Source organism: Mycobacterium sp. 852014-50255_SCH5639931 (genome assembly GCF_001665605.1).
In the GTDB taxonomy this organism is placed as follows: Bacteria; Actinomycetota; Actinomycetes; order Mycobacteriales; family Mycobacteriaceae; genus Mycobacterium; species Mycobacterium paraffinicum.
The window spans coordinates 216,129-230,075 of the sequence record NZ_LZSV01000016.1; the positions used below are offsets into that span (position 1 = coordinate 216,129).

The 13,947-nt window shown below is 64.4% G+C and carries 10 protein-coding genes and 2 rRNA genes; 6 read left to right on the forward strand and 6 right to left on the reverse strand.

Translation table 11 applies throughout. The features are described 5' to 3' along the window. On the forward strand, positions 1-2,196 hold the full coding sequence (gene glgB, locus A5758_RS08825) for a 1,4-alpha-glucan branching protein GlgB (protein WP_067739025.1): 2,196 nt from the start codon (positions 1-3) through the stop codon (positions 2,194-2,196). A gap of 4 nt (positions 2,197-2,200) precedes the next feature. Here glgB and A5758_RS08830 read toward each other — a convergent pair whose 3' ends face one another. Together A5758_RS08830 and A5758_RS08835 are read right to left on the reverse strand one after the other, a co-directional pair. Then, positions 2,201-3,124: a tetratricopeptide repeat protein gene (locus tag A5758_RS08830; RefSeq protein WP_067739028.1), complete on the reverse strand. Its 924-nt coding sequence runs from the start codon at positions 3,122-3,124 to the stop codon at positions 2,201-2,203. A gap of 184 nt (positions 3,125-3,308) precedes the next feature. Further along, positions 3,309-4,490 (reverse strand): acetyl-CoA C-acetyltransferase, encoded by a 1,182-nt coding sequence (locus A5758_RS08835; protein ID WP_067739031.1) that lies wholly within the window; start codon positions 4,488-4,490, stop codon positions 3,309-3,311. 78 nt (positions 4,491-4,568) lie between these two features. Between A5758_RS08835 and mce the strand changes: the two genes are divergently transcribed. Beyond that, positions 4,569-5,036, forward strand: a complete 468-nt coding sequence (gene mce / locus A5758_RS08840; RefSeq protein WP_082939289.1) for a methylmalonyl-CoA epimerase — start codon at positions 4,569-4,571, stop codon at positions 5,034-5,036. Positions 5,037-5,046: 10 nt separating this feature from the next. Here mce and A5758_RS25070 read toward each other — a convergent pair whose 3' ends face one another. Together A5758_RS25070 and nucS are read right to left on the reverse strand one after the other, a co-directional pair. Then, complete coding sequence (locus tag A5758_RS25070; RefSeq protein WP_082939623.1) at positions 5,047-5,355, reverse strand: hypothetical protein; 309 nt, start codon at positions 5,353-5,355, stop codon at positions 5,047-5,049. Positions 5,356-5,374: 19 nt separating this feature from the next. Continuing rightward, positions 5,375-6,046 carry an endonuclease NucS gene (gene nucS, locus A5758_RS08845; protein ID WP_067739034.1) on the reverse strand — a complete coding sequence of 224 codons (672 nt, stop codon included), beginning with the start codon at positions 6,044-6,046 and terminating at the stop codon, positions 5,375-5,377. A 45-nt stretch (positions 6,047-6,091) separates the two neighbouring features. On the opposite strand from nucS, the gene A5758_RS08850 reads away from it, so the two are divergent. The 4 genes from A5758_RS08850 (at position 6,092) to A5758_RS08865 (ending at position 10,313) form a co-directional block, all read left to right on the forward strand. Next, complete coding sequence (locus tag A5758_RS08850; protein ID WP_067739037.1) at positions 6,092-7,705, forward strand: adenylate/guanylate cyclase domain-containing protein; 1,614 nt, start codon at positions 6,092-6,094, stop codon at positions 7,703-7,705. A 69-nt stretch (positions 7,706-7,774) separates the two neighbouring features. Continuing rightward, on the forward strand, positions 7,775-8,155 hold the full coding sequence (locus A5758_RS25075) for a hypothetical protein (RefSeq protein ID WP_067207242.1): 381 nt from the start codon (positions 7,775-7,777) through the stop codon (positions 8,153-8,155). A gap of 161 nt (positions 8,156-8,316) precedes the next feature. Then, a complete protein-coding gene (locus A5758_RS08860) occupies positions 8,317-9,813 on the forward strand; it encodes a DNA-3-methyladenine glycosylase 2 family protein (protein ID WP_067739043.1) in 1,497 nt (498 codons plus the stop codon). Next, complete coding sequence (locus tag A5758_RS08865) at positions 9,810-10,313, forward strand: methylated-DNA--[protein]-cysteine S-methyltransferase (protein WP_067739046.1); 504 nt, start codon at positions 9,810-9,812, stop codon at positions 10,311-10,313. Before A5758_RS08860 ends, A5758_RS08865 begins: the two co-directional genes overlap by 4 nt. Positions 10,314-10,373: 60 nt before the next feature. Here the strand turns inward: A5758_RS08865 and rrf are convergent. Both rrf and A5758_RS08875 read right to left on the reverse strand, forming a co-directional pair. Continuing rightward, positions 10,374-10,486: ribosomal RNA gene (rrf, locus tag A5758_RS08870) — 5S ribosomal RNA — on the reverse strand. 93 nt (positions 10,487-10,579) lie between these two features. Next, positions 10,580-13,677, reverse strand: a 23S ribosomal RNA gene (locus tag A5758_RS08875). Positions 13,678-13,947: the final 270 nt, after the last annotated feature.

Here is a 13,947-nt window from a genome sequence, read left to right on the forward strand (position 1 = left end):
ATGAGCCAAGCCGACCAACTCGCCAGGACGCACCTGGCGCCCGACCCCGCCGACCTGTCGCGCCTGCTGGCCGGCACGCATCACAACCCGCACAGCATCCTGGGCGCCCACGAGTACACCGACCACACCGTCATCCGGGCCTTCCGCCCGCACGCGGTTGAGGTCGTTGCGCTCGTCGGAGACGACCGTTTTCCGTTGGAGCACATCGAGTCCGGCCTGTTCGCCGTGGCGCTCCCCTTCGTCAACCTGATCGACTACCGGCTGCAGGTGAAGTACGAGGGTTCCGACCCGTACACCGTCGCCGACGCCTACCGCTTCCTACCCACTTTGGGCGAGATCGACCTCTTCTTGTTCGGGGAGGGCCGTCACGAGCGACTCTGGGAAGTCCTTGGCGCGCACCCCCGTTCGTTCACCACGGCCGACGGCATCGTCAACGGCGTGTCGTTCGCGGTGTGGGCGCCCAACGCCAAGGGCGTCAGCCTGATCGGCGAGTTCAACGGCTGGACGGGCAGCGATGCCCCGATGCGGTCGCTGGGCTCCTCGGGCGTGTGGGAGCTGTTCTGGCCCGACTTCCCCGCCAACGGCCTGTACAAGTTTCGCGTTCACGGCGCTGACGGCGTCGTGACCGACCGGGCCGACCCCATGGCGTTCGCCACCGAAGTGCCGCCGCACACCGCGTCCCGCGTGACGCGCAGCGAATACACGTGGCAGGACGCCGAATGGATGGAACGGCGCGCCCAGCGCAATCCGGTGTTCGAGCCGATGAGCACCTACGAAGTCCACCTCGGCTCGTGGCGCCCCGGACTCGGTTACCGGCAACTGGCCGAGGAGCTGACCAATTATGTGGTCGAGCACGGGTTCACCCACGTCGAGTTGCTTCCGGTCGCCGAGCACCCGTTCGCCGGGTCGTGGGGCTACCAGGTGACGTCGTACTACGCGCCGACATCGCGATTCGGCACGCCCGACGAATTCCGGGCGTTGGTCGATGCGCTGCACCACGCCGGCATCGGCGTCATCGTTGACTGGGTGCCGGCGCACTTCCCGAAGGATGCATGGGCGCTGGGACGGTTTGACGGCACCCCGCTCTACGAACACGCCGATCCCAAGCGCGGTGAGCAACTCGACTGGGGCACTTACGTTTTCGACTTCGGGCGCGCCGAGGTGCGTAACTTCCTGGTGGCCAACGCGCTGTATTGGCTCGAGGAGTACCACGTCGACGGACTACGGGTCGACGCCGTTGCTTCCATGCTGTATCTGGACTACTCGCGCCCCGAGGGCGGCTGGACGACGAACATCTACGGCGGCCGGGAAAACCTGGAGGCCGTGCAATTCCTGCAGGAGATGAACGCCACGGTGCACAAGTCGGCCCCGGGCATCGTCACCATCGCCGAGGAGTCAACGTCGTGGCCCGGCGTCACTCGCCCGACAAACCTTGGCGGCCTGGGCTTTTCGATGAAGTGGAACATGGGCTGGATGCACGACACGCTCGACTACATCAGCCGCGACCCGATCTACCGCAATTACCACCACCACGAGATGACGTTCTCGATGCTCTACGCATTCAGCGAGAACTACGTGCTGCCGATCAGCCACGACGAGGTGGTGCACGGTAAAGGCACGCTGTGGGGGCGCATGCCGGGCAACAACCACGTCAAGGCCGCCGGGCTGCGCAGCCTGCTCGCCTACCAGTGGGCACATCCCGGCAAGCAATTGCTGTTCATGGGACAGGAATTCGGCCAGCGCGCCGAGTGGTCCGAGGAGCGCGGCCTGGATTGGTGGCAGCTCGACGAGCAAGGCTTCTCGAACGGCGTCCTGCGTCTGGTGCGCGACATCAATGCCATCTACCGCAACCACCCCGCGCTGTGGAGCCAGGACACCGTCCCCGACGGTTACTCCTGGATCGACGCCAACGACTCCGCCAACAACGTGTTGAGCTTCCTGCGTTATGGCAGCGACGGCTCGGTCATGGCCTGCGTGTTCAACTTCGCCGGCAACGAGCACAGCGGATACCGGCTCGGCCTGCCGTCGGCCGGCCGCTGGCGCGAGGTGCTCAACACCGACGCCACCGACTACAACGGCACCGGCGCCGGCAACATGGGCGGTGTCGATGCCACCGAGGACCCGTGGCACGGGCGACCCGCATCGGCGGTGTTGGTGCTGCCGCCCAATTCGGCCTTATGGCTGGAGCCCGAGTAGGCCGTCAGTAGAGCGCGTTGGCGAGGTTGCGCCGTCCGGCGACGACCTCGGGGTCGGCAGGATCGAAAAGTTCGAAAAGCTCGATCAATCGGGTGCGTACCCGGGTGCGCTCGTCCCCGGACGTGCTGCGCACCAAGGCAATCAGGCGGTCAAAGGCCGCGCTCACATCCTGGTTGAGGATTTGCACGTCGGCGGCGGCGAAGGCCGCATCGATGTCGCTCGGTGCCGCGTCGGCAGCCGCGAGGGCATCCGGGGAGTGGGTGGTTGCGCGCTTGAGGAAGTCGATCTGCCGGATCGCGCCCTTGGCTTCGACGCTGCCCGGATTGGCGTCCAGGATCGCTTGATACGAGGCTCTGGCCGCCTCGAAATCACCCGTTTCGAGCTGTTCGCGGGCCGCCGCCAGCTCGGGGTCGACCTCGTCGGCGTCCGCGGAACCGCTTGGGCCCTTGAGCTTTCCGGCCGTCGCCGAGAGAAGCGAGTCCACCCAGCCCCGCAACTGGTCGGGCGGCTGCATCCCCTGGAAGCTGGACAGCGGCTGTCCGCCGGCCAGAGCCACGACGGTCGGCACCGCATCTACGCCGAATATCTGGGCCACCCTTGGCGCCACGTCGACGTTGACCGTCGCCAGGGACCACTTGCCGTTGTCCTCGGCGGCCAGGCCGGACATGATGTCGACGAGCTCGACACACGCATCGCTGCGCGGCGACCAGAGCAGCACCACGACCGGCACTTCCTCGGACCGGAGCAGGACTTCGGTTTCGAAGTTGGCCTCGGTGATCGAGGTAACTCCAGGACCGGCCTCAGCGGCCGGCGTTGCGCCGGCGCCCGTCGCGCCGGTCGGCGGTTGTTGCTGGGCCCGCTGCTTGAGGCCGGACAAGTCGACCGCACCAGCCATCGCCGGGCCTATCGAGGGTCGCGGACGCGTCACGTCGTCAAGTTTGTCATGCGCATTGGTGACCTATCCACCCGGTAGCGACCACGTCCCGGCGCCGCCCTGCAGGCCCGGAGCCGCGCCAAACGGCCCTCGACCGGGGCGTATGACGAAGATCACAAAAATTTCCGGACGTGTTGAGCCAGCAACGTCGGCGAGGGCGCCCGCGGGCCCGGTCGAGTTACTTCGCCCGCAGAATCAGCGCGTCGCCCTGGCCACCCGCGCCGCACAGTGCCGCGACGGCGTAGCCGGACCCGCGGCGGGCCAGTTCCAGGGCCGCATGCAGCGTGATCCGTGCGCCCGACATGCCGATGGGATGCCCGACGGCGATCGCACCGCCGTTGACGTTGACGATCTCGGGATCCAGGCCGAGTTCGCGGGTCGAGGCCAGCGCGACCGCCGAGAACGCCTCGTTGATTTCCACGACGTCGAGCTGGTCGACGGAGATGCCCTCGCGGCTGAGCGCTTTCTTGATCGCGTTGGCGGGCTGCGACTGCAGGGTGGAGTCCGGCCCGGCCACCACACCGTGAGCGCCGATTTCGACCAGCCAGGTCAACCCCAGCTCCTGCGCCTTGGCCTTGTTCATCACCACCACGGCCGCCGCCCCGTCGGAGATCTGAGACGCCGAACCGGCGGTGATGGTGCCATCGCGACGGAAGGCCGGTTTGAGGCCGGCCAGGGACTCGGCGGTGGTGTTGGCGCGAATCCCCTCGTCCTCGGTGAACTGCAGCGAATCACCCTTGCGCTGGGGGATGTTGACCGGCACGACTTCGTCGGCGAAGACGCCATCCTTCCATGCCGCGGCCGCCTTCTGATGCGACCGCGCAGCGAACTCGTCCTGCTCCTGGCGGGTGAATTTGTCCACGTCGTTGCGCTGCTCGGTGAGCGCGCCCATCGGCTGGTCGGTGAACACGTCGTACAGACCGTCGTAGGCCATGTGGTCGAGGACCGTGACATCGCCGTACTTGTAGCCCGCTCGGCTGTCCATCAGCAAATGAGGCGCCTTGGTCATGGACTCCTGCCCCCCGGCCACCACCACGTCGAACTCCCCGGCTCGAATGAGCTGGTCAGCGAGCGCGATGGCGTCGATGCCGGACAGGCACATCTTGTTGATGGTCAGCGCCGGAACGTCCCAGCCGATGCCGGCCGCAACGGCCGCCTGGCGCGCGGGCATCTGGCCGGCCCCGGCCGTCAGCACCTGCCCCATGATCACGTACTCGACCGCCGAAGCGGGTACGTTGGCCTTCTCCAGCGCGCCGGCGATCGCGATGCCACCCAGGTCGCTGGCCGAAAAATCCTTCAGCGAACCCATCAACTTGCCGATCGGCGTGCGCGCTCCAGCAACTATCACCGACGTCGTCATGAAAACCTCCTAGGGGTCCGTGGACGGCCGGTTCGGCCTCCCGGAGAAGCGCAATCTTTGCCGCCAGGTTACCTTTATGTGATGACGACCGATCAAGTTGACGCCCGTCAGATCCTGGCCACCGGCCTGGTGACGGCGATCGATCACGTCGGCATCGCAGTCGCCGACCTGGACGCGGCAATCGCCTGGTATCACGACCACCTCGGCATGAACCTGGTGCACGAGGAAGTCAACGAGGAGCAGGGAATCCGCGAGGCCATGCTGGCCGTGCGCGACGCCCCGGCTGGTACCGCGCAGATCCAGCTGATGGCCCCGTTCGACGACTCCTCGACCATCGCGAAGTTCCTCGACAAGCGCGGGCCCGGCATCCAGCAGATGGCGGTTCGCGTGAGCGACCTCGACGGCGTGATCGAGCATCTGCGCTCCCAGGGCATCCGACTCATCTACGACGCGCCGCGTCGCGGCACGGCAAACTCGCGGATCAACTTCATCCACCCCAAGGACGCCGGTGGCGTTCTCATCGAACTGGTCGAACCGGCCGCCTGAGTCCCTCCGATCAGGACCACTTCCGGGTCGGGCCCCGCGTGGCGCGGTGGCTCCAGCACGGGGAATGCCAATGCCGCCGATCTTCGACCAGTCCTGGGCCTCCCCCGAGCGTCGAGTCGGTCGGCCACACCACCAGATGTGCGGTGCCGGCGCGTATTTCGTAATCACAACCGGGACAGCGGTACGTCTTGACCGCACGGTCCGCCGCGACGGGACGGACTTCGTACTCGTGGCCGTCGGGCCCGATCTCCACCCGGCGCGGCGCCAGGGGCGGCAGTGACGGCCGCTGCCGACGTGGCGGTGTGCGGCGCCTAGCCATTCCACCAGCCTAGCGGGGTTCAGAACAGCCGGTACTCGTCGCTGTCCATCCCTCGCATCTTGTCGTAATCCAGTGTGATGCAACGGATCCCGCGGTCAATGGCCAGCGTGCGCGCTTGCGGCTTGATCTGCTGGGCGGCGAACACCCCCTTCACCGGCGCGAGCACGCTGTCGCGATTGAGCAACTCGAGGTAGCGGGTGAGCTGCTCGACGCCGTCGATCTCGCCGCGCCGTTTGATTTCCACCGCGACGGAACCGCCCTGCTCGTCACGACAGAGCAGGTCGACGGGCCCGATGGCGGTCATGTATTCGCGACGAACCAGCGTGTAGCCGTCGCCGAGCAGTTGCACGTGCTCGGCGAGCAACGCCTGCAAGTGGGCTTCGACGCCGTCCTTGACCAGCCCGGGGTCAACGCCCAGATCGTGGCTGGAGTCGTGCTCGACGTCCTCGACGGTGATGCGCAGCTGTTCGCCGGTCTTGTTCTGCACGACCCAGACGGGCGCCTGATCACCGGGCTCCTCGGTGAGCCAGCAAGGTGGACTCATCCAGTTCAGCGGCTTGTAGGCGCGGTCGTCGGCGTGCACGCTGACCGATCCGTCGGCCTTGAAGAGCAACAACCTGCGGGCCGACGGAAGATGCGCGGTGAGCCGGCCGACATAGTCCACAGTGCACTGGGCGATCACTAGACGCACCCGACTCACCTTAGAGCGTGGCCGACAAATTAGGCTGACGCCACCATGTCGGCCAACCAGAGCTTGGCAAAACGCATCGGCCGGGTGCTCGAGACGGTCACCCGGCAGAGCGGCCGGCTACCAGAGACCCCGGCGTACGGCTCGCTGCTGCTGGGACGGGTCTCCGAAAGCCAGCGACGTCGCCGCATTCGCATCCAGGTCATCCTGACGGTGCTGGTCTTGGGCGTCAACCTGATCGGCATCGCCGTCGCCCTGCTCCTGGTGACCGTCGCCATTCCGCAGCCGAGCGTGTTCGACGCGCCGTGGTGGATCACCTTCGCGGCATCACCGGCCTATATCGCGCTGGCGCTGGCGGTGGGCACCTATTGGATCACCCGCAGGACCGTCGTGTCGCTGCGCTGGGCGATCGAGGAGCGCACGCCGGACCGGGATGACGAACGAAACACCTTCCTGGCCCCATGGCGGATCGCCCGCTTCGATCTCATTCTGTGGGGTGTCGGGGCGACGGTGCTGACGACGCTCTACGGCCTGGTCAACACGCTGTTCATCCCGCGCTTCCTCATCGCGGTGGGCATCTGCGGCATCTTGGTGGCCACCGGCAGTTATCTGCTCGCCGAGTTCGCGCTGCGTCCGGCGGCGGCTCAGGCACTGGAAGCGGGGCCACCACCGCGGCGATTCGCCTCGGGGATCATGGGCCGGACGATGGTGGTCTGGTTCCTCGGCTCGGGCCTGCCCGTTCTCGGTATCGCCTTCCTGGCGGGCTTTCAGGCCGTGATGCGCAATCTGACCGAAACCCAGTTCGCCGTCGGCGTGCTGATCGTGTCGATCGCGACGCTCATCTTCGGTTGCCTCTTGATGTGGATCCTGGCCTGGCTCACCGCAACTCCGGTGCGCGTGGTCCGCGCGGCGCTGAGGCGTGTCGAGCGCGGTGATCTTCGGGGCGACCTCGTGGTTTTCGACGGGACCGAACTCGGTGAGCTACAACGCGGATTCAACGCGATGGTCGACGGGCTGCGCGAGCGCGAACGCGTTCGCGACCTGTTCGGTCGGCACGTCGGGCGCGAGGTCGCCCTGGCCGCCGAACGTGAGCGACCGAAGCTGGGTGGCGAAGAACGCCATGTGGCGGTCGTATTCATCGACATCGTCGGGTCGACCAAGCTGGTGACGAGCCGGCCTGCGGCGGAGATCGTCCAGTTGCTCAACCGGTTCTTCGGGATAATCGTCGAGGAAGTGGACCGACACTGCGGGCTGGTCAACAAGTTTGAGGGCGATGCGACGCTGGCCGTGTTCGGGGCGCCTAATCATCTGGACCGCCCCGAAGAGCAAGCGCTGGCCGCCGCGCGCACCATCGCCGAGCGGCTGAACAACGAAATCTCCGAGTGCCGGGCCGGTATCGGCGTGGCGGCGGGACAAGTTGTGGCCGGGAACGTCGGCGCCAGGGAACGCTTCGAATACACCGTGATCGGCGGTCCGGTCAACGAGGCGGCCCGCCTGTGCGAGCTCGCCAAGTCGTACCCGGGCCTACTGCTGGCGGCGGCCGACGCGCTGGAAGGCGTCAGCGAGAAGGAGCGCGCCCGTTGGTCTTTGGGCGAGACCGTGACCCTTCGGGGACACGAGCAACCCACCCGGCTTGCCACGCCCGCCGACCCGCCGGCCTGATGCGATTGATTTCGGACCCGAGTGGGTAAGGGGTGTAAGGACATCGCCCCTCAAGAGATTGGTGTTGACATGACCGGAAGTGGAACTGTCCGTCGTGTTTCCGTGGCCGCGGGCATCGCCGCGGCAATCGCCCTGAGTTCGTTGACCGCGGGCTGCAGCTCGAACAACAACAACAAGAACCCGACGACTTCGACCGTTACCACCACCGTCACGACGCCCGCGAGCGTCACCACGACGGCACCGGCGGCAACGACTCCTGCCGGACCGGGCGGCGGCGGCCCCGAGACCGGACCTGGTGGCGCCACGACCGCCGGACCGGGCGGTTCCGGCGCCGGGGCCGGGCCCGGCGGGGCGAGTGCGGGTGTGCCGGGCGCCGGGGCTTCCGCCGGACCCGGCGGCGCGGGCGCCTGCGCCGGCGGCGTTTGCGTCGGAACCCCTCCCAGCCCGTAACCCTCGAGCTACGCCACCGGCCGGGTCACCGGCCGGTGGCCGTGGCCGTGACGATGCGCCGTTTGATGCGGGGCCGCCGTCCGCCAGGGCTCCTGACCCGTCCGCACTACGATGTCGTTTTTCCGCCAGTTTTGTCGGCGGGCGGGTGTAAGTCTTGAAGCGTGCACGAAGACTTCGAACGCTGCTACCGCGCCGTCCAGTCCAAGGACGCCCGGTTCGACGGCTGGTTCGTCACGGCGGTGCTGACAACCGGCATCTATTGCCGGCCCAGCTGCCCGGTGCGGCCGCCTTTCGCTCGCAACGTCCGGTTCTACCCGACCGCCGCCGCTGCTCAGCGCGCAGGATTCCGGGCATGTAAGCGGTGCCGTCCCGACGCGTCTCCGGGATCGCCGGAATGGAATGTGCGCGGTGACGTCGTTGCACGGACGATGCGGCTCATCGCCGACGGCACGGTGGACCGTGAAGGTGTCGGCGGCCTAGCTACCCATCTCGGTTACACCACCCGCCAGCTGGAGCGGCTGTTGCAGGCCGAGGTCGGCGCGGGCCCGCTCGCGCTGGCCCGCGCTCAACGCGCGCAGACCGCCCGCTTGCTCGTCGAGACCACGAACCTGCCGTTCGGCGACATCGCGTTCGCTTCGGGGTTTTCCAGTATTCGCCAGTTCAACGACACGGTGCGCTCCGTCTTCGACAATGCGCCGACGGAGCTGCGCCGGCGGGCCGCGGATCCATCGGGGGCCGGAAAACCCGGAGCCGCTTCGGCGGGGACGGTCAGCCTGCGGTTACCGGTGCGCACGCCATTCGCCTACGAGGGCGTCTTCGGTCATCTCGCCGCCGGAACGGTGCCCGGCTGCGAGGAGATCCGCGACGGTGCATACCGACGCAGCATGCGCCTTCCGTTCGGCAGCGCCGTGGTCGCCCTGACGCCGGCGATCGACCACGTCCGCTGTGTGCTCACCCTCGACGACTTCCGTGATCTGACGACGGCGATCGCCCGCTGTCGGCGGCTGCTGGATCTCGACGCCGACCCCGAGGCGGTGGACGACGCGCTGGCCGGTGACCCGTACCTGGCCCCCGTGGTGGTCAAGGCGCCCGGCCAACGCGTTCCGCGCACCGTTGACGAGGCCGAGCTGGCCGTGCGCGCGGTCCTCGGTCAACAGGTGTCGACCAAGGCGGCCAGAACCCACGCCGGTCGCCTGGTCGCGGTATACGGTGAGCCGGTCGCGGACCCCGACGGCGGATTGACCCACACCTTCCCGTCAGCGGAGCAGCTCGCGGAGATCGACCCCGTCCACTTGGCGGTCCCCAGAGCCCGGCGCCGGACCCTGAACGCACTGGTCGCCGGCCTCGCCGACGGCAGTATCGTCCTGGACAGCGGGAGCGACTGGGAAGCCGCCCGCAGGCAATTGCTGGACGTGCCCGGAGTAGGCCCATGGACCGCTGAGGTGATTGCGATGCGCGGCCTCGGTGACCCGGACGCATTCCCCGCCACCGACCTTGGCCTTCGCCTGGCCGCCAAGCAGCTGGGCTTGCCGATTGGCGAACGTGCCCTGGTCGCCCATGGCATCCAGTGGCGCCCTTGGCGCTCCTACGCCACCCAATACCTTTGGACCACCCTCGAGCATCCGGTTAACCAATGGCCACCACAGGAGGTCGCATGATCGAGTACCGCACCATCGACAGCCCGATCGGGCCGCTGACCCTAGCCGGCCAGGACTCGGTTCTGACCATGCTTCGGATGGTCGACCAGACCTACGAGCCGAGCCGCACCGGCTGGGCCACGAATCCGGCCGCATTCAACGAGGCCACTGAGCAACTCAACGCTTATTTCGAGGGCGAACTCACGGAGTTCGATTTCGAATTCGAGCTGCGCGGCTCCGCATTTCAGCGGCGCGTGTGGGAGGCCCTTCGGACTATCCCTTACGGCGAAACCAGATCGTACGGACAAATCGCGGAACAGATCGGCGCTACCGGCTCCGCACGCGCCGTGGGATTGGCCAATGGCCACAACCCGATCGCGATTGTCATCCCCTGCCACCGCGTCATCGGCGCAAACGGCAGCCTCACCGGCTACGGCGGCGGCCTCGACCGAAAGCGAACGCTGCTCACATTGGAAAAGAAACGCGCGTCGGTGAATTCGGCTCTGACACTATTCGACTAGGAAAGCGCCGGCATCAGCGAATGCAAAAACACCCCCGTTGCCGGGGGTGTTTTTGTGTATGTTCGGCGGTGTCCTACTTTTCCACCCGGATGGGCAGTATCATCGGCGCTGACAGGCTTAGCTTCCGGGTTCGGAATGGGACCGGGCGTTTCCCTGTCGCTGTGGCCGCCGTAACTCTATTTAAATTTGGTTTCGGTGGGGGGTGTGGCGTCAGAGCGTCCCCGCGACTAATAGTCGCTGGAACTGAAAAGTGGTTGCGATTGCGTGTTGGTAAGTTTTCGGCCGGTTAGTGCCAGTTCCCTACACCCATTACTGGGCTTCCAGGTCTGGCCTATCGATCCCGTGGTCTGCGGGGGGCCTTATCCCTCTAAAAGGGTGAGAAACCTGATCTTGGAGAAGGTTTCCCGCTTAGATGCTTTCAGCGGTTATCCTGTCCGAACGTGGCTATCCAGCCGTGCCCCTGGTGGGACAACTGGTATACCAGAGGTTCGTCCGTCCCGGTCCTCTCGTACTAGGGACAGGTTTCCTCAAGTTTCTGACGCGCGCGGCGGATAGAGACCGAACTGTCTCACGACGTTCTAAACCCAGCTCGCGTGCCGCTTTAATGGGCGAACAGCCCAACCCTTGGGACCTGCTCCAGCCCCAGGATGCGACGAGCCGACATCGAGGTGCCAAACCATCCCGTCGATATGGACTCTTGGGGAAGATCAGCCTGTTATCCCCGGGGTACCTTTTATCCGTTGAGCGACACCCCTTCCACTCGGGGGTGCCGGATCACTAGTCCCGACTTTCGTCCCTGCTTGACTTGTAAGTCTCGCAGTCAAGCTCCCTTGTGCACTTACACTCAACACCTGATTGCCGTCCAGGTTGAGGGAACCTTTGGGCGCCTCCGTTACATTTTAGGAGGCAACCGCCCCAGTTAAACTACCCGCCAGGCACTGTCCGTGAACCCGATAAGGGTTCGACGTTAGGTGTCCAATACGATCAGAGTGGTATTTCAACAACGACTCCGCCCCAACTGGCGTTGAGGTTTCACAGTCTCCCACCTATCCTACACAAACCGTACCGAACACCAATACCAAGTTGTAGTGAAGGTCCCGGGGTCTTTTCGTCCTGCCGCGCGTAACGAGCATCTTTACTCGTAGTGCAATTTCGCCGAGTCTATGGTTGAGACAGTTGGGAAGTCGTTACGCCATTCGTGCAGGTCGGAACTTACCCGACAAGGAATTTCGCTACCTTAGGATGGTTATAGTTACCACCGCCGTTTACTGGGGCTTAAATTCTCCGCTTCACCTTACGGTTAACGGGTCCTCTTAACCTTCCAGCACCGGGCAGGCGTCAGTCCGTATACATCGTCTTGCGACTTCGCACGGACCTGTGTTTTTAGTAAACAGTCGCTACCCACTGGTTTCTGCGGCCGAATCCCGCTCCCACCGCAAGGGTGTTCACGGTATTCCGGCCCCCCTTCTCCCGAAGTTACGGGGGCATTTTGCCGAGTTCCTTAACCATAGTTATCTCGTACGCCTTGGTATTCTCTACCTGACCACCTGTGTCGGTTTGGGGTACGGGCCGTGTGTGTGCTCGCTAGAGGCTTTTCTTGGCAGCAGAGGATTACCGAATTCACCTCAATCGGCTATGCATCACCTCTCAGGATTAATGAGCGACGGATTTGCCTATCGCTCTCCCTACAGGCTTGCCCCAGTATTACCACTGACTGGTACGGCTACCTTCCTGCGTCACCCCATTGCTTGACTACTACCAGCGAAGGTCCCACGCAGCCGGCGATCCTCGCACCCCGAAGGGATTGATAGACCACCATTTGGGTGGTTAGTACCGCTGATTCGTCAGGGACGCCCACACACGGGTACGGGAATATCAACCCGTTGTCCATCGACTACGCCTGTCGGCCTCGCCTTAGGTCCCGACTCACCCTGGGCGGACTGGCCTGGCCCAGGAACCCTTGGTCTTACGGCGGGCAAGGTTCTCACTTGCCTTATCGCTACTCATGCCTGCATTCTCACTCCCCCAAACTCCACCACCGGTTACCCGGTAGCTTCGCTGCATGGGGGACGCTCCCCTACCCAACCTTGCGGTTGCCGCGGCTTCGGCGGTGTGCTTGAGCCCCGCTACATTATCGGCGCACAATCACTTGACCAGTGAGCTATTACGCACTCTTTCAAGGGTGGCTGCTTCTAAGCCAACCTCCTGGTTGTCTCTGCGACTGCACATCCTTTTCCACTTAGCACACGCTTAGGGGCCTTAGCCGGCGATCTGGGCTGTTTCCCTCTCGACGTACGGAGCTTATCCCCCGCCGTCTCACTGCCACGCTATACACCACGGCATTCGGAGTTTGGCTGACGTCAGTAACCTAGTAGGGCCCATCGGCCATCCAGTAGCTCTACCTCCGTGGTGAAACACGTAACGCTGCACCTAAATGCATTTCGGGGAGAACCAGCTATCACGGAGTTTGATTGGCCTTTCACCCCTACCCACAGCTCATCCCCTCAGTCTTCAACCTAAGTGGGTTCGGGCCTCCACGCGGTCTTACCCGCGCTTCACCCTGGCCATGGGTAGATCACTCCGCTTCGGGTCCAGAACACGCCACTACACCCCAAAGGGGATGCGCCCTATTCAGACTCGCTTTCGCTGCGGCTACCCCGCACGGGTTAACCTCGCGACGTGTCCCTGACTCGCAGGCTCATTCTTCAAAAGGCACGCCATCACCCCACAAGGAGGCTCTGACGGATTGTAGGCACACGGTTTCAGGTACTCTTTCACTCCCCTCCCGGGGTACTTTTCACCATTCCCTCACGGTACTAATCCGCTATCGGTCATCGAGAAGTATTTAGGCTTACCGGGTGGTCCCGGCAGATTCACAGCAGATTCCACGGGCCCGCTGCTACTCGGGAGTTGATACAAGGTAGGTGCCGGGTTTTCGCGTACCGGGCTTTCACCGTCTACGGCGGGCCGTCCCAGGCCACTTCCGCTAACCACGACACTTTCTGACTACCCCTCAGCCAGGTAGAGCTGAGACATATCAATCCCACTACCCCGCACACACAACCCCTACCCGGTTACACATGCGTGCGGTTTAGCCTGTTCCGCGTTCGCTCGCCACTACTGACGGAATCACAATTGTTTTCTTCTCCTACGGGTACTGAGATGTTTCACTTCCCCGCGTTACCTCCCGCACCCTATATATTCAGATACGGGTAACACGACATCACTCGTGCTGGGTTTCCCCATTCGGAAATCCTCGGATCAAAGCTAGGTTGACAGCTCCCCGAGGCATATCGCAGCCTCCCACGTCCTTCATCGGCTCTCGATGCCAAGGCATCCACCATGCGCCCTTAGACACTTACATACACACAAAAATCAAAAAGAAATTACACATTTTAACGAACACGCGACCGTTGCCGGCAACGCATCCGTTTAGATGCTCGCAACCACTATCCAATACTCAAACACCACACCCCACCACCAAGATGGAGGGACACCACACGGACTGGCCGAGTGTTGTCTCAGGGCCCAATAGTGTGTCTGGCAATCATTTGCTGTTGTGCACCCGGCCCTCACCCACTACAGGTGAGAACCCCGCACGGCTTACACCCCACCAATTGGGATGTTTTTCGTG

Excerpts from the sequence above, each read along its gene's own strand:
- glgB (WP_067739025.1), top strand. The coding sequence starts at position 1 with ATGAGCCAAGCCGACCAACTCGCCAGGACGCACCTGGCGCCCGACCCC.
- A5758_RS08835 (WP_067739031.1), bottom strand. The coding sequence starts at position 4,490 with ATGACGACGTCGGTGATAGTTGCTGGAGCGCGCACGCCGATCGGCAAG.
- A5758_RS25070 (WP_082939623.1), bottom strand. The coding sequence starts at position 5,355 with ATGGCTAGGCGCCGCACACCGCCACGTCGGCAGCGGCCGTCACTGCCG.
- A5758_RS08850 (WP_067739037.1), top strand. The coding sequence starts at position 6,092 with ATGTCGGCCAACCAGAGCTTGGCAAAACGCATCGGCCGGGTGCTCGAG.
- A5758_RS25075 (WP_067207242.1), top strand. The coding sequence starts at position 7,775 with ATGACCGGAAGTGGAACTGTCCGTCGTGTTTCCGTGGCCGCGGGCATC.
- A5758_RS08865 (WP_067739046.1), top strand. The coding sequence starts at position 9,810 with ATGATCGAGTACCGCACCATCGACAGCCCGATCGGGCCGCTGACCCTA.